The 22,093-nt window shown below is 65.6% G+C and carries 21 protein-coding genes; 12 read left to right on the plus strand and 9 right to left on the minus strand.

Annotated features, from left to right (window positions below; genetic code table 11):
- The first annotated feature begins 166 nt into the window (after positions 1-166).
- The 3 genes from IPK20_01305 to IPK20_01315 all read left to right on the plus strand — a co-directional run bounded on the left by IPK20_01305 (position 167) and on the right by IPK20_01315 (position 2,235).
- Positions 167-958 (plus strand): MOSC N-terminal beta barrel domain-containing protein, encoded by a 792-nt coding sequence (locus IPK20_01305; GenBank protein MBK8015452.1) that lies wholly within the window; start codon positions 167-169, stop codon positions 956-958.
- Positions 959-1,375: 417 nt separating this feature from the next.
- Positions 1,376-1,588 carry a hypothetical protein gene (locus IPK20_01310; GenBank protein ID MBK8015453.1) on the plus strand — a complete coding sequence of 71 codons (213 nt, stop codon included), beginning with the start codon at positions 1,376-1,378 and terminating at the stop codon, positions 1,586-1,588.
- Complete coding sequence (locus IPK20_01315; protein MBK8015454.1) at positions 1,585-2,235, plus strand: PEP-CTERM sorting domain-containing protein; 651 nt, start codon at positions 1,585-1,587, stop codon at positions 2,233-2,235. Before IPK20_01310 ends, IPK20_01315 begins: the two co-directional genes overlap by 4 nt.
- 160 nt (positions 2,236-2,395) lie before the next feature.
- On the opposite strand, the gene IPK20_01320 is transcribed toward IPK20_01315, so the two are convergent.
- The 4 genes from IPK20_01320 to IPK20_01335 form a co-directional block, all read right to left on the minus strand.
- Positions 2,396-3,559 carry an NADH:flavin oxidoreductase/NADH oxidase gene (locus IPK20_01320; GenBank protein ID MBK8015455.1) on the minus strand — a complete coding sequence of 388 codons (1,164 nt, stop codon included), beginning with the start codon at positions 3,557-3,559 and terminating at the stop codon, positions 2,396-2,398.
- A 58-nt stretch (positions 3,560-3,617) separates the two neighbouring features.
- Positions 3,618-5,309, minus strand: a complete 1,692-nt coding sequence (locus IPK20_01325) for an MBL fold metallo-hydrolase (protein MBK8015456.1) — start codon at positions 5,307-5,309, stop codon at positions 3,618-3,620.
- Between the two features lie 95 nt (positions 5,310-5,404).
- Positions 5,405-5,929 (minus strand): PEP-CTERM sorting domain-containing protein, encoded by a 525-nt coding sequence (locus tag IPK20_01330; protein MBK8015457.1) that lies wholly within the window; start codon positions 5,927-5,929, stop codon positions 5,405-5,407.
- Positions 5,930-6,177: 248 nt separating this feature from the next.
- A complete protein-coding gene (locus IPK20_01335) occupies positions 6,178-6,993 on the minus strand; it encodes a decarboxylase (protein ID MBK8015458.1) in 816 nt (271 codons plus the stop codon).
- A gap of 205 nt (positions 6,994-7,198) precedes the next feature.
- Between IPK20_01335 and IPK20_01340 the strand changes: the two genes are divergently transcribed.
- From IPK20_01340 to IPK20_01350, 3 genes are all read left to right on the plus strand, one after another.
- Entirely contained in the window at positions 7,199-7,801 is a 603-nt protein-coding gene (locus IPK20_01340) for a PEP-CTERM sorting domain-containing protein (protein ID MBK8015459.1), read from the plus strand.
- 442 nt (positions 7,802-8,243) lie between these two features.
- Positions 8,244-9,284, plus strand: a complete 1,041-nt coding sequence (locus IPK20_01345) for a cobalamin-dependent protein (GenBank protein MBK8015460.1) — start codon at positions 8,244-8,246, stop codon at positions 9,282-9,284.
- The gene (locus IPK20_01350) at positions 9,285-11,543 is read left to right on the plus strand and encodes an EAL domain-containing protein (GenBank protein MBK8015461.1); all 2,259 of its coding nucleotides are present in this window, start codon (positions 9,285-9,287) and stop codon (positions 11,541-11,543) included.
- A gap of 247 nt (positions 11,544-11,790) precedes the next feature.
- On the opposite strand, the gene IPK20_01355 is transcribed toward IPK20_01350, so the two are convergent.
- On the minus strand, positions 11,791-12,420 hold the full coding sequence (locus tag IPK20_01355) for a DUF642 domain-containing protein (GenBank protein ID MBK8015462.1): 630 nt from the start codon (positions 12,418-12,420) through the stop codon (positions 11,791-11,793).
- A gap of 373 nt (positions 12,421-12,793) precedes the next feature.
- Complete coding sequence (locus IPK20_01360; protein ID MBK8015463.1) at positions 12,794-13,726, minus strand: DUF4394 domain-containing protein; 933 nt, start codon at positions 13,724-13,726, stop codon at positions 12,794-12,796.
- Between the two features lie 204 nt (positions 13,727-13,930).
- On the opposite strand from IPK20_01360, the gene IPK20_01365 reads away from it, so the two are divergent.
- The 5 genes from IPK20_01365 to IPK20_01385 all read left to right on the plus strand — a co-directional run bounded on the left by IPK20_01365 (position 13,931) and on the right by IPK20_01385 (position 18,525).
- Complete coding sequence (locus tag IPK20_01365) at positions 13,931-14,245, plus strand: hypothetical protein (protein MBK8015464.1); 315 nt, start codon at positions 13,931-13,933, stop codon at positions 14,243-14,245.
- A 69-nt stretch (positions 14,246-14,314) separates the two neighbouring features.
- Entirely contained in the window at positions 14,315-15,289 is a 975-nt protein-coding gene (locus tag IPK20_01370) for a tripartite tricarboxylate transporter substrate binding protein (protein ID MBK8015465.1), read from the plus strand.
- A gap of 304 nt (positions 15,290-15,593) precedes the next feature.
- Complete coding sequence (gene dctP / locus IPK20_01375) at positions 15,594-16,646, plus strand: TRAP transporter substrate-binding protein DctP (protein MBK8015466.1); 1,053 nt, start codon at positions 15,594-15,596, stop codon at positions 16,644-16,646.
- A gap of 19 nt (positions 16,647-16,665) precedes the next feature.
- Positions 16,666-17,193 carry a TRAP transporter small permease subunit gene (locus IPK20_01380; protein MBK8015467.1) on the plus strand — a complete coding sequence of 176 codons (528 nt, stop codon included), beginning with the start codon at positions 16,666-16,668 and terminating at the stop codon, positions 17,191-17,193.
- Between the two features lie 21 nt (positions 17,194-17,214).
- Positions 17,215-18,525, plus strand: a complete 1,311-nt coding sequence (locus tag IPK20_01385) for a TRAP transporter large permease subunit (protein MBK8015468.1) — start codon at positions 17,215-17,217, stop codon at positions 18,523-18,525.
- Positions 18,526-18,559: 34 nt separating this feature from the next.
- Here IPK20_01385 and IPK20_01390 read toward each other — a convergent pair whose 3' ends face one another.
- Positions 18,560-18,889, minus strand: a complete 330-nt coding sequence (locus IPK20_01390) for a cytochrome C (protein MBK8015469.1) — start codon at positions 18,887-18,889, stop codon at positions 18,560-18,562.
- A gap of 388 nt (positions 18,890-19,277) precedes the next feature.
- Here IPK20_01390 and IPK20_01395 point away from each other — a divergent pair, with 388 nt between their 5' ends.
- Positions 19,278-20,735 (plus strand): endonuclease/exonuclease/phosphatase family protein, encoded by a 1,458-nt coding sequence (locus IPK20_01395; protein MBK8015470.1) that lies wholly within the window; start codon positions 19,278-19,280, stop codon positions 20,733-20,735.
- A gap of 147 nt (positions 20,736-20,882) precedes the next feature.
- Here the strand turns inward: IPK20_01395 and IPK20_01400 are convergent, their stop codons facing one another.
- Both IPK20_01400 and IPK20_01405 read right to left on the minus strand, forming a co-directional pair.
- Positions 20,883-21,305 (minus strand): hypothetical protein, encoded by a 423-nt coding sequence (locus IPK20_01400; protein ID MBK8015471.1) that lies wholly within the window; start codon positions 21,303-21,305, stop codon positions 20,883-20,885.
- 128 nt (positions 21,306-21,433) lie between these two features.
- Complete coding sequence (locus tag IPK20_01405; protein ID MBK8015472.1) at positions 21,434-22,051, minus strand: PEP-CTERM sorting domain-containing protein; 618 nt, start codon at positions 22,049-22,051, stop codon at positions 21,434-21,436.
- Between the last annotated feature and the right edge of the window lie 42 nt (positions 22,052-22,093).

Consider the following 22,093-nt stretch of genomic DNA (forward strand, 5'->3'; position numbering starts at 1 on the left):
CACTCAACAGGGAATTGTCCGGATGGATCACGGGAATCTGTCCGATGGCAGCGGCGACAACTTCTCCAATGATGTTTGCGTCATCGTCGGGCAATGACATAATCCGGCAACAAAACGAACGTACCTATATGCAAACAGCAACGGACGCGGACCCAGGGCAATCGCGATGATAGCCGTCGGCAAAGTCAGGGAACTGTGGCGCTACCCGGTGAAGTGCATGGGGGGAGAGCGCATCGAATCCGGCGTCATTTCGGCCTCGGGCCTCCGTGGAGACCGGCGCTGGGCCCTGCGGGACGAAAACCGGCGGGAAATCTGCACCGGGCACTTGATGCCCTCCCTGGCGCGCTGCCGCGCCCGGTATCTTCACGAACCGGAACACGACGAAAGCGCTCCCGTCGCACTCATCTTTCCGGACGGCTCCAGCGCCCGCAGCGATTCCCCGGGCGTTCACGATCACCTCACCTCGGTTCTGGGGCATCCGCTGACGCTCTGGCCCGTGGTCGATGCGGACGAAGCGGATCACTACCGTCGCAGGGGGGAACCTCTGGAGGCCCTGGGGGTGACGGAGATGAGCGATCCCGGACGTGCACCGGGCGAATCGCGCGAAGGGTCGGCCCGCCCGGCCGGTACCGGCGAGTTCGTGACCCGCCCCGGAACCTATCACCGGTTGGCGCCGATTCACTTGGTGACCACCGCATCCCTGGCCTTCATGCGCACCACAGGGCTCGACCTCGACGGGAGCGTGGCCCGGTTCAGGCCCAATGCGCTGCTCGAAGCGACCAGGCCCGGGCGTGCGCTCCCCGAATCCGAGTGGATCGGGCGTGTGCTGGCCGTGGGAGATGCACGGGTTTACATCACAGGTGCCGTTGCCCGCTCCGGTGCATCGGGCACAGGCCCGGCAGCCCCGTCGAGCCTGGACACCACGGCCGGACATGCCAACGGGCACCCGGGCGTCTAGGGCGAAGTGGTACGTGCCGGCGAAGTCCGCGAAGGAGACACGGTCCATCTGATGGACTGACAGGGACACCGGCAGACCGGTGTCCTCCATCGACGGCTCACGGGGACGGCAGCACGTTGCCGTCCGTGATGACCGCTCACGGCGACATCGGCAAACCTCTGGCGCCGGCCGCTCTGGCGCCAGCCGATATGACAGCAGTAATATTCCGCAGGCAATCTGCGAAAGCTTAGACTTGTTCCGCGACTCGTAAAGGCCCGCGAGAGGCCTGCATCTCGTCCCACTCGATTCAGCCGTTCTCCCATTCCAAGCGGTATCCGATAACGCCGGCGAGCCCGCCGTTTCTGCACGCCGGCGAAACGATAGACCCAGGAAGGGCGCGGCGAGAGCCGTGCCGCTCCGACGAACCCAGGAGACATCATGCTGCTCGACCGTCCGTTCCACCGGCTCTTTCCCGCCTTGTCCATGCTCGCCACGCTGTCGGCCGGCCCCGCCTTCGCCCTGTCGCTCGACGACACGGTCGCCATCGAAGCCCGCGGCCGCGTGGACATCGACGGCGTCGGTCCGACTCCCCGGCAAAGCTGCCGTTGCTTCAGAACGAAACAACGCCTCCCTTCGCCCGTTCGGTCGTGACCGTCGCGGACTCGGATGACCCCGCCAACCCCGACGACGTGGAGTTCGCCTATTTCGCGTCGGCGGATATCGGCAATCTCGAGTTGAAGGTCACCGGCAAGCTGGTCAACTCGAGGGGCACGGACATGTTCGGCCAGGGAGTGCCCATCCTGCAGAGCGTGGCCGAAGCGCGCGACATCGTGACCCTGTCGACCGCCAGGACCGATCCCTTCGACGTGACGCTGAATCTGGTCGTCCACGGAGACATGAATTTCGGCGCGAACAGCCAGGTGGCGGCGAACAGCCTCATCATCCTGGATGTGGCCGGACCTAGCCTGAACGTTTCCGATTCCGGGCGCTACACCACCAGCGGCGCGATCTCCGACACCCTGTCGGTGACCCGGACGGTATCCGGTCCCACCGTGGTGCTGGAAATCCAGACCCTGCTGTCCTTCAACGTCTTCAAGGCTGCGGCCGGCGATACGGTGACGGGCGACCTCGGCAACACGGCATTCATTCAGCTCATCCTGCCCGAGGACGTCGCGATCGAGAGTTCTTCCTCGGGCACATTCGGAGTGCCCATCCCGGTGCCCGAGCCCGGAACGATGGCACTGGGCGCCCTGGGACTGCTGGCGGTGGCAGCGGCCTCGCGGCGCAGAAGGCGCTGACCGACAAGGCAGAGTCGGGAACGGTCCGCGCCGGCAGCCGGAGGGCGCCGAAGTGCTGGCAGCCTCCGGCCATCTTCTTTCAGCCTCGCGGCGTCATCGCTCGCCCGGCCTGGGGCGAAAGCGGCCCCTGGGTCAGTGCATGAGAACGAACCTCACACCGTCAGGGCAGCGGCGCGGCCGCCTCCGGCCACCCGATGCTCGGCGGGTGGCCGCGAAAGTTCTCCAGCCACCAGCGCCAGTCTTCCGGCACCAGCGAGAACGGATTGGGGTGCCCCAGCTCACGCGCCGCCCATACGGGCCAGTGCGGGTTGGCCAGAGCGGGGCGCCCGACCATCACCACGTCGACGAGTTCTTCGCGAACGATGCGGTCGGCAACGCGAGGCTCGCCCAGGTTCCAGCTGGTCATCACGGGCAAACCCACTTCACGCTTCACGCGGCTTGCACGCTCCACCATGAATGCAGGCCGCTTCATGGGAGGGTCCACCATCGCGTCGGTGTTGAAACCGAGCGAGACATCGGCCATGTCCAGGCCGTGGTCCTTCATCATGGCGATGGCGGCAAGGGAGTCCTCGAACTGGATGCCCTCCGGATTCAGGTCGTCGGAGCCCAGACGCATCGTGAGCGGGTAGCGATCGGGCCACACCTCGCGCACCGCATCGAGCGCCTCCAACAGGAACCGTGCACGGTTCTCCACGCTGCCGCCGTACCGGTCCGTCCGCTTGTTGGCGATCGGCGAGAAGAAGCTGGAGGCGAGGTAGCCGTGGGCGAAGTGCATCTCCAGCCACTGGTACCCGGCGTCGAGCGCACGCACGGCAGCGTCCGCATATGCCCGATGCAATGAGTGAATCTCGTCGACCGTGAGCGCATGGACGGGGTGCGTGTGCCCCGCGAATCCGTACGGCACGGGTGACGGAGCGACGCACGTCCAGCCATCCGGGTGGTCAGGCGGCAACTGCTTCTTGGTTCCATCGGCGTTCACGCCCTTGTGCGGCGGCAGCTGACTGCCCTTGCGGCCCGTGTGCCCAAGCTGGATCGCCGGCACCGCCCCCATGCGCCTGATCATGGCCGTCACGCGGGCGTGACCTTCGATCTGACTGCCGTCCCAGATACCTGCGCACGACGTCGTGGTGCGGCCGTCCGGTGTGATCGCCATCTGTTCCCCGAACACGAGCGCAAAGCCGCCGGCGGCACGGGCACCGAGATAGCACACGTGATAGTCGTCGAGCTTGCCATCGACCGAGCTGTACATGGTCATCGGCGACATCACGGTGCGGTTGCGAAGGGTGATGCCCTTCAGCGTGAAGGGTGTGAAGAGATTCGGCATGAGGTTCCCTGGACTGAATGGAGTGCTCCCGGGCACCGGTCCCGACCGGCCGGTGCTCTTATCGGGTATCGGATCCGTTCTTCTCCCGCACTGCGTGCTCTCCTTCCCGGATCCGTTCGACATGCGCGATCAGCGATCGCATCGCAACGGGCCACAGCTTGCGCGGCACGTCGTCGTACGCGTGCGGCAGCCAGTCGTCCGGCGTGCCGCCCGGAAGTTTCCGCATCACGGACAAGATCTTCGCCTCGCGGCGCAGGCGGTGCGCCCTGAGTCTGCGGATCGCGTCCGGTGCGTCGTGCACCTGTCCCGGCTCATTGCCGAGCACGTGGCCGTGCGCGGGCAACAGGAAGCCCACCCCTTCCCGCTCGCACAAGGCGATCAACCGGTCGAGCGACTCGAGGTAGGCAGTCATGTTGCCGTCGGGCGGATCGATCACGGGCGTGGTGCCGTTCAGCACATGATCGCCGGTGAACAGCAACCGGTCTTCCTCCAGCAGAAAGCACAGGTGGTTGGCCGCATGCCCCGGCGTGTGCACCGCACGGAGGGTGTGCCGATGTTCGGATTCGCCCACGACGATGCGTTCCCCGTCGGCCAATTCTCGATCGGGCACGAATGCGCTGTGCGAAGCCGCCGTGGGCAGTGAAGCCATGCCGAGGAGGGGAGGCCGCCGGCCACCTCTGTCGCACATCTCCTGCAGGATTCGCGCGCCTGGCGAGTGGTCGGGATGCGAATGGGTGCAGACGATGAACCGGATGTCGCCGTGCGCCGCTTCATGCAGTCGCCGCTGATGTTCGGGCGACACCGGACCCGGATCGATCGCGATGAAACCCGTCTGCGCATCGCCGACCAGATAGCTGTTCGTACCCGGTCCGGTCATCATGCCCGGATTGCTGCACGTGAGCCGCGCCACGTTGCGTAACAACGGAACGGCCTTGTCGCATTGCCAGTCCAGGTGATGAAGCATCTGCCCGTCGGGACAGACGAGCGCCAGTTCGCCGAACGGCAATTCGTGCTCCATGAAGCGCTGATCCTGCCCGCGAACGAAGGCTCCCCGGGGACAGCTCACGAACCAGGGCTGCTCGCCGGCGCACTCCGCGAGCACATCTTCTATGCACGCGTAGGTTGCCAGGCGTTCGAGGGTCCGGATGGTCGGAAAGATCATGAAGAACTGCCCGGCGCGATGACGCTCGAGCGCCTCGGGCGGCCGCACCCAGACCGGCTCGAACTGCTCCTGGCCATCGGCCTCCGGATGCTGCCCCTCCGGCATGCGGGCCACGAGAAAGGAAACGTCGAAGCGCTTGGGCAGATCCCGGTCGGTGATCCAGTGCGTGAGCAGGAACACTTCGTCGGCGGCGAGCACCAGCCGGCGCGCGAGGCATTGTTCGAAGAACGGTCCGCGGCGATCCAGGACGGCCACGTCCTCCGCGTCCGCGTGGCGGCCGTCCGCACGGCGGGCGAGCAGAACGCCCAGTTCTTCGAAGCTCTCGCGGATCGCCGCGATCGCCTGCGTCAGCCGGGAATCCTCCTGCGTGGCGCGGCGCCTCGCATGAACGTGCGCGGCAGCATCCGCGGCGTCGATGGCACCGCCGGGAAAGACAAAGGCGCCCGGAGCAAAGCTCGCCGTCGGGGAACGGCGGGTCATCAGGACCTCGAGGCCGTTCGCGCCGTCTCTGATGAGCAGAACCGTGGCCGCGGGTCGCGGGGTGACGGGTGCACGGAAGGCGTGCAGGCGTTGGGCAGGTCGGACCATGGCGAATTATCGCCCGGCCGACCGAGGATGTGGTCTGCGACAAGCCTGGTACGTCGGGCCGGGCGTTGACAGACGCCCAGCGGGCAAGGCGACGCCTAGACGCGACGGCGTCGCACCGAGAGCCCTCCCGCTCCGGCGGCAAGAGCCACCAGTGCGAGCGCTCCAGGTTCCGGAACCGACGGTACCGGAGCCGACAGAGTGATGTCCCCGCGCCAGCTGCCGCTGTAGAGGATGTCGATGGGCGGGAACCCGAGAATCCCGTCGACGACATTGAACGGCGGAACGTTAGGGGGAACAGAGGGTGTCACGACCGTGACCTGGACCGCCGCGAACTCCTGCGTCAGGTCTTCGAACTGGAAGCTGGGTGAGAGCCCTGCGATTGTGAAGGCCGCAGTGAACAGAAATCCGGTGTCGTCGAAGTCGATCGACATGTTTCCACCCAGGTTGAATTCCACACCCGGTCCCACCACGGCACTGGCCTGAGAACATGCGAGCCCGTAATAGGGGGACGCACCTCCGCCAGCGCACGTGACCGTGTGCCCGAGCAACCCCGCGCCTGCAGGCCCGGAAACGGACGATAGCGCGAGCGCCGTGACAGCCGCAGACAGGAACTTCCTCATGATGGGTCTCCTTGAAGGATCATTGTTGACTGCTCGAACGGCATGAGCAAACTACCAGTGCGCAATGACAAGAATCAAGCGTTGCATGCAAATGAGCCCGGTCCGTTCGATAGCAGTGCGTCGAACAGTACCTTGCTGCAAGACCGAGAATTTCCCCGCAGCACTGGATGGGACCTCGGGATCCGCGGATGGGGGAGCTTCTCCGTTGCATCCGCGGGAAACGACCGGACCTCTACGGTGCCCGGGCCTCAGGCCTGGAAGGTCACGGCCAGTCCCTCAAGACCGACGCCCCGGATCTCCGACCGCCACGTCTCTCCCGCTCGAATCGGGTGTGCGGCAGTGATCGTTCCGGTCGTGACCATCTCGCCTCCCTGCAACGGCTCGAAGCCGGGTTGGCGTGCCAGCACCGACAACAGATGGACGATGGCAGCCAGGGGACTGCCCAGAACGTTCGATCCGCACCCGCTCTCCACGAATCGCCCGTTGCAGGACAGATCGAGCGTGAAAGACTGCAGCGCGTCGGCCACGCCACTCCCCAGAGCCGCCAGCGGCTGCCGCGGCCCCACCAGAAGCGTTCCATGCAGCGCCCAGTCGGCCACCGTGTCGGGCGCCTGGAAGCGCCAGCCGGGGTAGTGCGACTGCACGATCTCGAAGCCGTGGGCCACCCATTCGATCGAATCCAGCACGCCTGCGACCCCGCCGTGGATGGGGGGCGAGGAAAGGAAGCCCAGGACGATCTCGGGTTCGATCTTCGGTTCGGCGTACCGGCTCAGCGAACACTCTGCCGCCGTACCGTCCAGTTGCCGGACCGTCCTGTCGTAGATGTTCGCCCAGACCGGTTCCCGCACTCCGTACCGCTCCCACATGTCCGGATTGGAGAAGCCGATCTTCCGGCCGACGGGTCGGGCGCCTTCGGCCAATCGTGCCCGATGCACGAGCCTCGCGACCTCGTACGCAGCCGGGAGGTCGAAGGCGGGAAAGCGGGCCGTGACAGGCTCGACCTGTCGACCGGCGTCCTGCGCGCTCTTCATTTCTGCCGCGATCGCCTGAAGATCCGGAGTCATGGGGTTCAAGGGCTCGCGCCCGGTGATCGCAGTGGGGACGGAAGTGTACCGGCCGGCGTCGGAAAATCTTCCATCGTGAGCGCCTCCTGGCGCGTTCTTCCCGCTGTGACTTCGTTCGCCCGATTCTTGCAGCGACGCTGCGGCCCGGCGTTACCCCCAGGATGACGTCCGCGACGAGTCCAACAAGTCCAAGGAGACACGATCGATGAAGCCTTCTCGCCAAACCAATGCATTGACTGCCGGCGTGCTGGCCCTGATTGCCTCTGGGAGCGTGCACGCCGCCTCGATCATGGGTCCGACGCAGATCACCGCCACCACCGATCTGCCCCTCTACGCTCCAGCGTATCCCGTATCTGCCCTGGTCGACGGGATCACCGCGGAGAACAACGCCCTGAACGGCTTCGCCGCGAACGTCGGTTCAGGTCTCGTCACGCTCACCTTCGACCAGGCGTACGACCTCTCGTCGTTCGTGCTCTGGAATGACGTGAACGTCTTCATGGAAGGGATCAAGGACTTCAAGCTGCACTTCTACGACGCCGGTGGCGATCTGATCTCCTCGACGTCCACCCTCACGGGACCGATCGGTCAATTGCTTCCCCAGACCTACACGTTCGATTCCACTGTCCTGGGCGTGAAGTCGGTCGGTCTGGATGTCGCCAGTTCCAACATCGGTGTCGTCACCCACATCGAGATCCGCGAATTGGCGTTCAACGGAGTGCCCGCGGTGCCGGAACCCGAAACCTGGGCGATGCTGGCGGCCGGTCTGGGTCTGATGGGCATCACCGTGCGTCGCCAGCGGAAGGGCTGACCCTCCGGCGAGGAGACACCGGCCGGTCCGCGGTTCCTCCGCGACGATCGGCTGGACTCAGCTTCCCTTCGTCGAACGGCTCCGCTCCAGGACGGGGGGTGCTCTAGATCGTTGCACGTCACGCCGGTCCGGCTTCCGGCTCGAAGGATGTGGACATACGCCGGCAAGACGGCCGCTCCTCTTCGGGCAGCGACTCCTCCTCCCTGTCTGTGAGGCACTTCCGCCTCATCCAACGCGCGTCGTCTGTGACTCTCGTACGCAATATCGCGTAGCGGAACGGCAGACACATGGGAGTGCGGGATTCGGCAACCCGGACTTATGGTATTAATTACATCCATCCGAAAGTCTCGCCGGCCCGCTGCGCCACCAACAAGAACATGCCGCTCAGCACACACTTCGTTTCTTGCCGCACCCGCAGTATCGCCCGTTACCCCGAATAGCGATGCTCATCCAGTCGGCGCGAGAACTGGTGGCGCACAAGGCCGATGTCGCTGCCGCCGCGCGCCTCCGGCTGCCGGCCGAATGGTTCCGCAGCGACGGCAGCGAACGGCTGGAGCTGGTCTTCGATCTCCAGATGCATCTGGCCTTTCTCGGGGAAGCCGTACGGCTCCAGGAGCCGAGGCTGTTCACGGAGTATGCGATCTGGACATCGCACCTCCTGCAGACCGCGGGGGGTAATCCGGAACGTATCCAGGCCTGCTTCGACGCCATCGGCGTCCGGCTCGGCGAATCCTGCGAGGGAGAATGGGTGCGGACCGCACTGCAGATTCTTGCGGCCGCGCGCGAAGCAGTGCTCCACGCACCACCGCCTACCGCCACGTACTTCGAGGACGGCAACGCCCACAAGGCGCTGAGCCAGGCGTTTCTCGATGCCTGCCTGCACATGCAGCGTTCCAAGGCGCTCTCCACCATCCAGCAGGCCGTCGATCAGGGCGTTCCCCTGCCCGTCATCTACGTCGACGTGATCACGCCGGCCATGCGGGAGCTGGGACGTCTCTGGCATCTCAGCCAGGTCACGGTGGGCCAGGAGCACTACTGCACGGCGGTTGCCCAGATGGTCATGGCGCAACTCTTCCCCGCCATTTTCGACGGCGGCCGGATCAGCAAGGGCTGCGTCGTCTCGGCCTGCGTGGCCGGAGAACTCCACGAGATCGGCGCCCGCATGGTGGCCGACATGTTCGAGATGAACGGGTGGGACACCATCTTCCTCGGCGCCGACGTTCCGCGCCAATCGGTCATCGACGTGATCGTGGAAAACAGGGCGGACGTGCTGGCGATCTCGACCACGCTCGGCGCGAACCTCGGCCACGCGAGCGATCTCATCGATGCCGTGAGAGCGGAACCTGCGTGCAATGGGGTGAAGGTGATGGTGGGCGGAGCGGCATTCGGCGTGGATCCCCAGTTGTGGAAGCGCGTCGGCGCGGACGGCTGGGCCCCGGACGCACCTGCGGCGCTCGTGCTCGTCAATCAGTGGAGGAGTTAGATGACCGACGCCTACGCCGATCATCCGGGATTCGGTCTGGTGTGCGCGTACGACGGCATTGTGAACGACGTGCTCTGGGACGACCTGGGCATCCTGGGGCGCATGAGCGGCGGTTCGCACTTCGCCTGCATTCTCGACCCCGGCTCGGTGCAGAAAGGCCTCGCCCTCCTCCTGTACGTGAAGGAACACCGGGCCGCGTTCGGCTGGGAACTCAATGTCACGACGGACGGCGGCCCGGTGCCGGTGAGCTTTGCCGCCGCGGTACTCCTGGACCGGGTGGTGCTGCTCGCGACGATCCCTTCGCGCGAAGAAGGCCAGATCTACAACGGGCTGAGCCACGTCATCAACGAGCAGATCAACGCGCTTCGCACGCTTAATAGATGTTTTAGGGCATCCTCGACCACGAACGCGACCGCGACCGCATCGGCAGAAGCGTCGCCGGTGCGCTTCGATCAGGAAATGCTGCGCGACATGCTGCAGCTCAACAACCGCCTGATCAACGCGGAACGGGAACTCGCGCGGAAGAACAGCGAGCTCAAGCGCATGAGCGCCATGCTCAGCAAGGACCTGCAATTGGCGCACCGCGTTCTCCAGTGTACGGGCGAGGCCGTCGCCATCGCGGATCGCGATCGGCGTGTCGTCGACATCAATCAGGCCTACACCGCCATCACCGGCTTCACTCGGCAGGAAATGCTTGGCCAGCCGCTCAAGCTCACCGAGACCGAGCAGCACGACGACGGTTTCGTCGAGAGCATCTGGGAGCAGGTCGCCAGCCGCGGCTCCTGGCAGGGCGAATGCGTGGGCCGCAGGCGCAGCGGCGCGCTGTTTCCCGAATGGCTGTCCGTCAGTTCCGTTCCGGACGAAAGAGGCGGGCCTGGCCACTACGTGGTGAACTTTTCCGACATCTCGCGCCTCAAGACCGCGGAAGAGAAGTGGCAGCGGCTGGCGTTCTACGACAGCCTGACCCGGCTCCCCAATCGCGTGCTGTTCAAGGATCGTCTGCAGCAGGCCATCGTGCGCGCGCGCCGCGACGAGGAGCCGCTCGTGCTGATGTTCATCGACCTGGACGAGTTCAAGATCGTCAACGACAGCCTGGGCCATGACGCAGGCGACGAACTGCTGCGACAGGCTGCGCGGCGGATCGAAGCCTGCGTGCGGGAGACCGATTCGATCGCCCGCCTGGGCGGCGACGAGTTCACCGTGATCATGAACGGACTCGACAGCGAGTACGACATCATGCTGGTGTGCGACAAGATCATCCAGACATTCGCCGCGCCGTTTCTCATCGGAGAGCAGAACGTCCATGTGGGTACCAGCATAGGCATCGCCCGCTATCCCGTGGACGGCGAAGACCCCGACACGCTGACAAAGAACGCCGACGCGGCCATGTACGCGGCCAAGTCGGCAGGACGGAACACCAGTCGGTTCTTCTCTCGGTCGCTGGGCGAACGCGTTTCACGGCATCTACAGGTGAAGACCGAGATCGCCCGCGGCCTGCAGCTGGGCGAGTTCAGCCTGCACCTTCAACCCGAGGTGGACCTGCACAGCGGCCGCATGGTCGCGCTGGAAGCCTTGATCCGCTGGAACCATCCGGAACAGGGCTTCATACCGCCGGATCAGTTCATCCCCATCGCCGAGGAATCGGGTCTCATCGTCGAACTGGGCGAGTTCGTCATCAGGGAGGCAATCCGTCTGGTTAAGGAGCTGCGCTCGGGTTGTTGTCCTGACGCGCGCATCGCTGTCAACGTGTCGCGCCGGCAGATCGCGGCGCCGGGTCTGGTGGACTTCATCGTTGCGGAATTGGGCCGCCACGAACTCCCCGGCACGGCGTTGATCGTGGAGGTCACCGAGAGCATGACCATGGGCAACCTGGATCACACGATCCAGGTGCTGCAGATGCTGAAGGACCACGGAATAGGTTCCGCCATCGACGACTTCGGCACCGGCTATTCGTCGCTCAACTATCTGCGAAGACTGCCGGCAGAGTTCCTCAAGATCGACAAGTCCTTCATCGCCGATGCGGATGTCTCGCGAGAGAGCGAAACCATCATCCGCGCCATCACCGCCATGGCGCGCAGCCTGGAACTCAAGACGGTCGCCGAGGGAGTGGAGCGCAGCAGCCAGCACGAGCTGCTCCGCACGCTGGGCTGCGACATCGGTCAGGGCTTCTGGTTTGCCCGCCCGCAGCCTGTGGAGTCGCTGGTGGCGGCGCTCGAGGGGGGAATTCTGGTACCGGCGGCGGAGTCGCCTGGCGGTTAGATCCTGCCCGCACGCACTCGGATCTCGCGAGGTCGCCGCCACGGCCGCGGACAAGTCGGCTCGCTGGTCACGCGGGATCGCCATGGCCGGGCTGCAGCGCCCGGTGAACCCGTGCAGAACCCGGGCCTGACGCGGCGAGGTTCGTCAGGTGATGAACCTGCACTCAGACACACCGGCGGAGCGCCGGTGTGTCTGTCAGGAAAGATCTGATCAATCCACGCGATTGCAGCCGAGGTCCCGGCGCTTCCTAAGAACGCCGGCGGGCCGCCGCAACCAACCCCAGACCCCCCAGCACCATGGCCCAAGTGCCCGGTTCCGGCACCGGTGCGGCCGGAACGGCGCCGATCCCGTCGATGATGGCAAAGTGGGCGAAGGGGTTCTGGTCATTCCAGAAGCGCACGGTCGTGCTCGACGACGCTGCGACGAAAGAGTGGGTGATCTGCTTCCACGCCATCGCTCCCGTGGCGGCAACGGCCGTCGCGTAATCGGTGGTGACGCCATCGATGGTGAGCTTCACGATGCCTGTCCCATCGCGGCCCGAACTTGCCGAGTTCCCTGCGAAGAACGTGAGGTCGTACTCTTGACCGGCTGCGGTGGAGATCGTCTGTTCCAGACCTCCGCCCGTGAGGTATACGTAGTTCGCCAGATCGACCGCCATCCTTCCGCTGCCTGGCGCGCCGCCACCGAGGGAAGTCGCGTCGAAGAATTCGACACCCGACAACACGGTCGTCCAGCCGCTGATGAAGTTCGAACCGGGCCCAAGGGCAATGTAACCGATGTATGGCGATTCGAATCCGCCGTTGGTGATCAGATCGGAGTCGGCCTGAGCCACTCCACCGCCGAACATGAGTACAGCAGCCAATGCAATGCGTTTCATCTCATTCCCCGACAAGTCCACCGTTCTTGTTCACCATTGAATCGGAACCCGGCACGCGTCGGGCCGGCTACGCAAAATGCCAGCCAGTGTGCAGGAACAGCAACTTGAGTCGATGCGGCGCTTTCACTGTCAAGACATCCGACGCAAGCACGGCGGGCTTGGCCAGACGCCTGCGTCGACAACGGCATCGCGGAATCCGCCAAAGCGTTCCATTCCACCGCTTCTCGACCCGCGGACGGAAGATGGGTGCCGGCCCGACAGGGTGGGATTCGAGTCGAACGAGAACGCCCGTGCATGGCGCGGAGCCATTCTCGGGACTCGATGGCGAGGTGCCGGTGCCCCGCCCAGGCAGGCACCTCGCGGGGAGGCGATCTCAGGTACGCCGGCGCCGCGCCGCGAATGCGACTCCGGCGAGGCCGAGTGCCATCAGAGCGTAGGTTTCAGGCTCCGGCACCGGAGCCGCGATGTCGAGCAACGGCGGTGCGATTGCCGCATTGCCGCCGATGCCGAAGGCACCGAGCGCGCTGGCGGCACCGGTCTGCAAGTCGATGCGATAGAGACCGCTCTTGCCCGTGAGCCCGTCCGTGAGCGACGCATAGGCGCTCCCTCCTGCCGATACATCGAAACCCACCACTCCGATGGTATCCACGCCGAGGTCGCCCACCTTCGTGAGCGTGCCGGCGTTGGGTGGGTTCTGCAGATAGAGCGCGTCCGTGGCCGCATCGATGTCATAGAGCGATGTTCCGGTCGCGGCATCCCGGTCGTTGTTGATGTAGGCAGAACCGGCGATCTGGGCGCCCGCCGGACCGGAGAGCGGGGAATCCGTGAAGACCCGCCCGGCATTGGCGCCGTTCACGTTGATGCGCAGGTTGATTCCGGCATCGCTCGTGACGCGGAGCGACGGAAGAGACATTCCAAGATCGGGCACCGGATTGAAGTCCACGCCGAAAGAGGCGCCGACCAATCCATCAAAGGGATCAGTGGCGTCCGCCGGATCCGCGACCAGCATCGCGACAAAGGTCGCGGCGCCCGTGTCGGCGTTCAGCGTGTACAGGTTGTTCGCGCTGCCCAGCCCATAGAGCAGTCCGGTGCTGGGCCGGAAATCGATGCCGAGGATCTGTTCGTTCTGCGCAATGCCCGTGACGGCGACCGGCGCGGATGCCATTCCCGGCGCGAGGCTGTCGAAGCGGACGATCTGGTTGGCCGTCGTGAGACCGACCAGCCCTTCGGCATGGACGGTCGTGGCAGGGAGAAGGACGCCGGCTGTCAGCAAGGCAGCGGCAAGACGGTGAAGTGACACACGCATGGGGAAGTCTCCGATCTTGTGGGTAACCGGCCCGGCCTGCGGTCGACTGGCGCAATAGGGGCCTCTCGCGTGCCGCGACGAAACGAGACGGACACTCCGGACCTACGCACGCCTGCAGGCTTTGGATTGAAACGGGGGCAGGATCGCGCCACGCCTTCCGCCCTATACTCCGTGACCCGGTGTCCGCGACCAGGAGAAACTTGAATGGTGCGACTTCGCAACGTGATCCTCCTGCTGTGCATCGTCATTCCAGGCATCTCCTGCGCCGCCGATACGGCTTCCGCTCTCGACCCGGATTCCGCTCTCCCGGAGATCGAACGCGTGTTCAGGCGGTCAGGCGAGCAGGCGTGCCGCGCGGTGGTACTGGCATCGCAGGAGACCGTGGCACATGCCGACTGCGGCATGGGACGCCACTGTCCCGACGAGTCGCGGTGCTGCGTGACGAGCAGCGATTTCTGGTGCTGTCCGGCTGCTTCCGGTTGCGACTACGACCGCCCCGGACACTGCCAGTCGAAGTAGAACGGCTCACCGGCCTCTCGCGGTGAACGCCATGCTCGCCCGCCCACTTCCCCCGCCGGCACGCCATCGATGATCCGGACCTTCCTGTGCACGATGATCGGCATGCTGGCGGCGATCCCGCTTGCCGCCTTCGCGGCCGACCCCTATCCGGCACGACCGATCCGCATGATGGTGGGCTACGCGGCCGGGGGTGCTGCCGATGCCGCGGCCCGGCATCTCGCGACGCTGGTGTCCAGACGGCTGGGCCAGAACGTGGTGATCGAGAACCGGCCCGGTGCTTCCGGATCGATTGCGGCCGCCATCGTGGCATCGAGCCCGGGTGACGGCTACACGCTCCTGTATGCGACGAGCGATCTGATCCTCTACCCTCTGCTGACAGGCAGCACGGCGTTCGCGCCACTCAGGGACTTCGTGCCGGTCATCGGGGTGAGCCGCAGGCCCTTGCTGCTGGTGGCCCAGCCTTCGCTCGGATTCAAGTCCGCGCGCGATCTCGTGGCCGCCGCGAAGGCCAGGCCGGGAACGATCACCTTCGAATCCTCCGGCGTGGGCAGCGTGGAACATCTCGCGGGCCACCTGTTCCAGAAGCTCACCGCGACCGAACTGATCCACGTGCCCTACAAGGGCAGCGCGCCCGGCATACTGGCCTTGCTGGGCGGACAGGTGAACATCGGCTTCGAAGTCCCGCTGGGCGTGCTGGATCACGTGAAGGCCGGCAAGCTCGTCGCGCTGCTCACGACCTCCGGCGAACGCCTGACGTCGTTGCCGTCGGTCCCCACGGCGAATGAGGAGGGACTGGCCGGTCTCGATATCCGGGCGCCGTGGGGCGGCATCTTCGCTCCGGCCGGCACGCCGTCCGAGCGCGTTGCGAGACTCAACGCGGAGTTCGCCGCAGCGCGCAATGCTCCGGAGACCCGGGCGCATGCCGTCTTTGCGGAGTCGATCTCCCTGGCGGGACCCGCGGACGCATTCGCGGCGTTCGTCCGCACGGAGCACGAGCGCTGGTCTGCGCTCATCCGGGATGCGGGCCTGCGACTGAGTCCGTAGGCGCCGCCGATACTGCCGTGCGGCCGTGGCACGGTCACGGCGCAACCGATCCGACGTCCAGGTACTCCCAGACAATGGCAGCGTGTACGGTGTTCGGCTGCGCCGTTCGAGAGCTTCGTGCCGTCCACGTTTCGCGAAACCGTCGAAGCGCCCGATGCGGAATGCGGATGCCGCACGGCCGGGCGTGTATTGCGGCACGCCGTCCTCGATGGGATCATGCGTCAAAGACGAGCCCGCGGTGGAGAACGACGAGGATCGAATCCCTGTCCGCACTCGCATCCTCCCGTCACGCAAGGTTGCCATCATGAATTCGTGCTTCACCGCCACACGTGCGCTGATCGTCGCTCTGGGGCTCGGATCCGTCTGCTCTGCCGCCTTGGCGCAGGAGCCCATCCGCATGGCCACCGCGTGGTCCGGCGGGCCTCACCTCGACCTCTTCGCCAAGGGCTTTGCCACGAAGGTCGAGAAGCTGACCGGCGGCAAGGTGAAGTTCCAGGTCTTCACCGGTGGAACGATCGGCTCGCCACTCAAGATCACCGAATCCGTGCAGAAGAAGGTCGCGCCGGCCGGCCACACCTGGTCGGGCTACGACCTGGGCGTGGACAAGACCTCGGTCCTGTTCGGCGGCTATCCCGGCACTCCGGGAGCGGAAGTTCTGCTCCACTGGCTGTACAACGGCGGCGGGGTCGAGCTCTGGGAACAGTGGCGCATGGAGAAGTTCGGCATCGTCGGCATGCCCTGCGGCGGTCATTCCGACGAGATCCACATGCACTCGAAGAAGCCCGTCCGCAAGATCGAGGACCTCAAGGGCCTCAAGTGGCGCACGTCCGGTGCGGCCGCGGAGATCGGCGCATCGCTGGGCGCTTCCACGGTCATTCTGGCCGGCGGCGATGTCTATCCGGCCCTCGAGCGCGGGCTGGTCGATGCGATCGAGTGGTCCACCCCCGGCGTCAATCTGCCCTTCGGATTCCAGAAGATATCCAAGTACATCGTGCTGCCCGGCATGCAGACGCCCGCGTCCGTGCAGGAGTGCCAGTTCAGCAAGGCGCTCTGGGACGGATTCGACGCGCAGACGCAGATGCTCATCCGCCAGGCGGCGAAGCTCTCCACGCTCGAGTCGTGGATGGAAATCAACCGGATGGACATGGACGCCCTGGAAACCTTCCGCAAGCAGGGTGTCACGATCATGCGCGTGGACGACAGCTACATCGAGGCGTGGAAGAAGGCCACGCGGGCCTGGGAAGACAAGTACGCCGCCGACCCGAAGGAGGTGTGGTTCAAGAAGGTGCTGGAGCACAAGCGCGCGTTCGAGGCGCGCTGGGAAGCCTCCAAGAGCTACCGCCGCGACCTGCGCTAGTGCATCCGGTGCGCCGAGCATGAAGCCGTTCGTGCGTGCGGTCGACGCGCTCAGCCGGGCCTGCGGTGCGATCGCCGCGCTGCTCGTCATCGCCCTCATGGTCCTGATGCTCTACGACGTGGCGATGCGCTATCTCGCGAACGCGCCGACCCTCTGGGCCTTCGACGTCAACACCTACCTCATGGGCTCGGCGTTCGTGCTGTCGATCGCCTACGGCCTGTCGCACGACTCCCACGTGCGCGTGGATCTGCTCTATACCTCCCGCACGCGGCCCCGCCTCGCGTGGGTCGATCTCATCGGCTTCAGCCTTCTCGCGCTGCCGGTGCTCGCATGGATCACCGCGGGGCTGTGGACCTATTTCGCCGAAGCGTACGAAAGCGGCGAACGCTCCGGTTCTTCCGCGTGGAACCCGGTGCTGTGGCCCTTCCGCTTCGTGCTCTTCGCGGGCTTCCTGATCCTCACGGTCCAGGTCCTGGCCGAGATCCTGCGGCGCATCGTGCGTATCCGCGGCGGCCACGCTGCCGCTCCTTCCCCCGGCCACCGCTGACACGGAGCACGGTACCGCGCCATGTCCGCCCTTTGGATGTTCCCCGCCCTCATCGCCGGCATCCTCACCGGTTTTCCGGTCGCGCTGGTCATGCTGTCCCTCGCAGTGGCGTTCGGCCTGTGGCAGTTCGGTCACGAGGGATTGCTGCACCAGGTGCTGCTCAAGGTGGAGGAAGTCGCCACCGCGCAGGTGCTGGCCGCGGTGCCCCTGTTCATCTTCATGGGCGCGATGTTCGAGGCGTCGGGCATCGCATCGCGGCTCTACGACGCGATCCACCTGTGGACCCGGCGGATCCCCGGCGGGCTCGCCATCGGCACGGTGGTGATGTGCGTGATCTTCGCCGCGACGAGCGGCGTCGTGGGCGCGACGGAAACCGTGGTGGGCCTGCTCGCGATCCCCGCCATGCTGCGGCACCGCTACGACAAGCCGCTCATCTGCGGCACGATCTGCGCGGGAGGTTCGCTCGGCACCATCATCCCGCCGTCTGTGCTGGCCATCGTGATCGGTCCGGTGGCCAATGCTTCGGTCGGCCCGATCCTGATCGGCATGATCGTGCCCGGGCTGCTTCTTGCCGTCGGCTACATCCTCTACATCCTGATCCGCTGCGTGCTGAACCCCGCGCTGGGCCCGCGCTTCGACGAGCAGGAGTCGGTGCCGCTGGGCCGCAGGCTTGCGGTCACGGCCGGTGTCCTGGTCCCGCCGATGGTGGTGATCGTCTGCGTGCTCGGATCGATGATGGCCGGCATGGCGACACCGACCGAAGCGGCCGCGGCGGGCGCGCTTGGGACCGTAGTGCTTGCTGCGTTATACGGAAAGCTGTCGTGGGCCGTGCTGGTGGGTTCGACACTGCGGACCGTGCGCATCACCGCGATGATCCTCTTCATCGTCACGTGCGGCTCGGTGTTCGCGGCAGTGTTCGTCGCGGCAGGCGGCATGCAGACGGTCACGGACATCCTGCAGGCCAAGGGAGTCGGGCCGGGGCCGCTCATCGCGATGATCATCGCGGTGATCTTCGTCGCGGGGTTCATGCTGGACCCCCTCGTGATCATCCTGATCGTGGTGCCCGTCACCGCTCCCCTGGTCGCGGCGGCCGGTTACGACATCGTCTGGTATTGCGTGCTGTTCCTGGTCGTGCCGCAGACCGCCTATCTCACGCCGCCGATGGCGCCGTCGATCTTCTACCTGCGCGGAATCGCGCCGCCCGAGATCACCCTGCACGACATGTATCGCGGAGTGTGGCCATTCATCGGAATCCAGCTTGCGGTCATCGTTCTGCTGATCGTCTTCCCCGATCTCGTGCTCTGGCTGCCCGCGAAGATGCAGTCCTTCTGACGCACCTGCACGCCACCTGCACGCCACCTTCAGCCTACTGCTGGAGGATCCAGTCCACCAGAACGTGGAGCTCGTCGTCCGGCACGACCTCCTGCGGCCACATCTCGAAACGATCGCCCCAGTGCCCCTCGCTGCCGTGGCGGATCTTGTCGGCAAGAATGTCGCGCGCCCAGGGGTTGTAGCGGTAGCGCGCAGCAACGGCTTCGAAGCTCGGCCCGACATTCCGCAGCGTGACCGAGTGGCACTCGAAGCACATGCGCTTCTGGGTCAGGAACAGACCGCGGCCATAGTCTTCGGCATCGGCGGCCGCCACCAGCGCAAAGCTCGCCACCATGGCACAGACGAAGAAGATCGGATTGCGCATGTGCTGTCTCCTTGAACGATTCGCCGGATGACCGGCACCCGCCGGAACCTGGTCGATTGCGTGCCGCCGTGGCGCCGGAGTGAAGCCGCAATGGGGCTGCCGGGGGCTCTCCAGTATCGGACGGCCGGAGTCCGCCGGCAACCCGTGCGGACACGGCTGCAGGCCCTGTCCGGCATGGGGCGCCTCGAGGCAGAAACACCGGGCGCACGATCCCGCCTCGAGCCCGGGCATCGTCCATAAGGATCACGGCAAGACGCCGCCGTCATCACGCTCTCTTCACAACGATGTTCCAGCATGCGCTGGAATCGTTGAATTTCCCTTGCCGTAGGGAACCCGGCCACCCGTCGCGCCGTGCAGCGGGCCTGATACCTGTTCCAGGAGACCGACCATGCAAACTATACCCTTCAGCCGCACGCTGATCGCCGCTGCTCTGTCAGCTGGCTTTGCGCTGCCGGCGTTCGCCCAGATCGACGTGCGCTTCGCCATGTTCAACGCCTCGCTGAACCGCGACTCGAGCGGCCAGTTGCTGAGCGACCTCGCCAATCCTGCGGGAGCGGGTACCGCGAACGCCACGGCCCGCCGGATCCTGCAGGCAACGAACGTCGCCGAGATCATCCAGCGCGCCAACCCGGACGTGCTGCTCGTCAACGAGTTCGACTTCGATTTCAACGGGGTGGCGGGTTCGCAGAGCACGCCCACGCCGGTCGGCTATTCCAGCAATGCAGCCGTGCTGTTCCAGGACAACTTCCTTTCCAAGAGCCACGGAAACGCGGTACGTGGCATGACGACGCCGGTGACGGACGCCTACCGTTACACGCCGCCCACCAACACCGGCATCGCGTCCGGCCTTGACCTCGACAACAGCGGCTCGGTCGGTGGCGGCAACGATGCCCATGGCTTCGGCAATTACGCAGGCCAGTACGGATTCACCATCTACTCCAAGTACGAGATCACCCAGGTCCGCAGCTTTCAGAACTTCCTGTGGAAGGACATGCCCGGCAACCTGCTGACCAGCGATCCGACTCCGGGTGCCAACAATCTCTCGAACTTCTACTCGCAGGCGGAGATCGATGCGCTGCGCCTTTCGTCCAAGAACCACGTCGATGTCACGCTGAACATCGGCGGGCAGGAGGTGCACTTCCTCACGGCCCACCCGACACCGCCGGTCTTCGACGGTGCCGAGGACCGCAACGGCAAGCGCAACGCCGACGAGATCCGCTTCTGGAAGGACTACATCAACGGGGCCTCCTACATGTACGACGACCAGGGTGGCACCGGCGGGCTGTCCGAAGGAGCCCGCTTCGTCATCGCCGGCGACTACAACGCGGATCTGTGCGACGGCGACAGCTACAAGGTCGCTTGCCTCGGCCCGGACCAGCCCGGCGAAGGTCCGAACGCCATCGGCCAGTTGCTGCTGGATCCGCTGGTCAACACGACCCTCACCCCCGAAAGCAGCGGCGGAACGCAGGCCGCGACCGACCCCAACAACAACGGCACAGCGAACAGCACGCATCTTCAAGACCCGATGTTCGACACGGCCGACTTCAACGACGCCTCGCCGGGCAATCTGCGCGCGGACTACGTGCTGCCCTCGGCCAACCTGACCATGACCGAAGCGGGCGTGTTCTGGCCGACGGATTCGAACTTTGCCGACGGCAACACCTCCGGCGAGCTGTTCGATCTGGTCGGACAGTTCAACAAGCCCGGTCTCTACGCGGGCCTTCCGTCGTCCGATCACAAGCTGGTGTATGTGAACGTGACGGTACCGGTACCCGAGCCGGAAACGTACGCCCTCTTCCTGGCAGGCATCGGCCTGCTCGCGACGGTGGCACGCCGCAAGGCTTGATCGGGATCGTCGGGGTTCGAACGCGAGCAGCTCGGCCCTACTCGCTGCTCGCGCTCGAACCCCGACGGCGCGCCGTATCCTGGAAAACCCGGCACCGGCGTGCATTCGCGGCAAGAGCCGGCGTCCCGCGCCCGGGTCCCTTCCGGGTCAGGGCACCTGTGCTGTCTGCCCGAGGACGTCCCGCTCTTCGGCTAGCCGGTCCGCCAGTGCGCGGATGAGTGCCGCGCCATTGCCGCGATAGGCGTTCCCGTGCATGCACGCCAGCATCCCGGGCCGTGCAGGTGCGAGACGCTCCAGGGCCTTGGACGTGTCCGGCGCATGGGCGACGTCATCCATGGGCCTGCGGAACGCCTCGCCAGGACCGAGGATGTCCGACTCGACGAGCGGCATCTTGCCGTCGCCGCCCTGCGTGAACAGATCGCCGCAAAGCAGCGTGCGCGTCGACGATTCCATCAGGAACCCGCAGTCCCGGCCATGCGGCGTGTGCGGCGTATCGAACCAGCGCACGGCGCGGCGCCCCAGCGTCAGCTCCTCCCCATCGGCCAGAGCACGCGCCGGACGATCCGGCAACGCTCGGCAAGGTGCAAGGCGCGCTAGTATTTCTGGCGAGACAGACCCCGACAATGGAGAGCGGCGCGGTAGCCTCGCGAAAGTCGGAAAACGCGTGAAGGGCCTCCGGAGTGGGGATCGCTGCTCCGTCAGCCTCTGCGGCGGCCGCGGAAGGCCAGGAGCAGACCCAGCCCGGCCGCCATCAATACGATCGACGAGGACTCCGGAACGAGGGTAGGCGCCACCATCTCCCACGAACCGGAGAGCACTCCGGAAACGTTGCCGTTGGTGGTTCCCCAATAGACCACACCCGTGGCGCCGATCGGCGCAAACGATTCGCCGGGATTGAGCTCCAGGAACATCGTCCCGCCGAACGGCTCGCCCGAGGGCATCGTGGGAAACGGAAGCACTCCGATGTCCCTGCCCATGTAGATCGTGTTGTTGAACGCTCCGCCGATGCCGCTTCCGGCCGCATTCGCGAAGTTGAAATAGAAGTCGCCCGTGTGCAGTTCCGAGTCTTCGAGAATGCTGTGGACAGACAATGCAGCAGGCGCGTTGGTAAAGGGATCCTGCAGGTAAAGTGAGTGCACATTCTCCGGAGGCAGCACGGCGCCCATCTCACCGCTTCCCGAAAGGATCACCTGCGTATCGCTGAGGCGTTCCAGCGTCAGCTTCACGTCCGCGAGGGCGGGAAGACAGACGGTGAAGGCAACAGCTCCCAGCACGGATTGAAGCCAGACCTTGAACGGGTTCGATACGCGGGCCATGACGAATCTCCTGGATGCGTTGCCTTGCGCACGGTGGCGAGC

This window comes from Betaproteobacteria bacterium (assembly GCA_016713305.1).
Lineage (GTDB): Bacteria > Pseudomonadota > Gammaproteobacteria > Burkholderiales.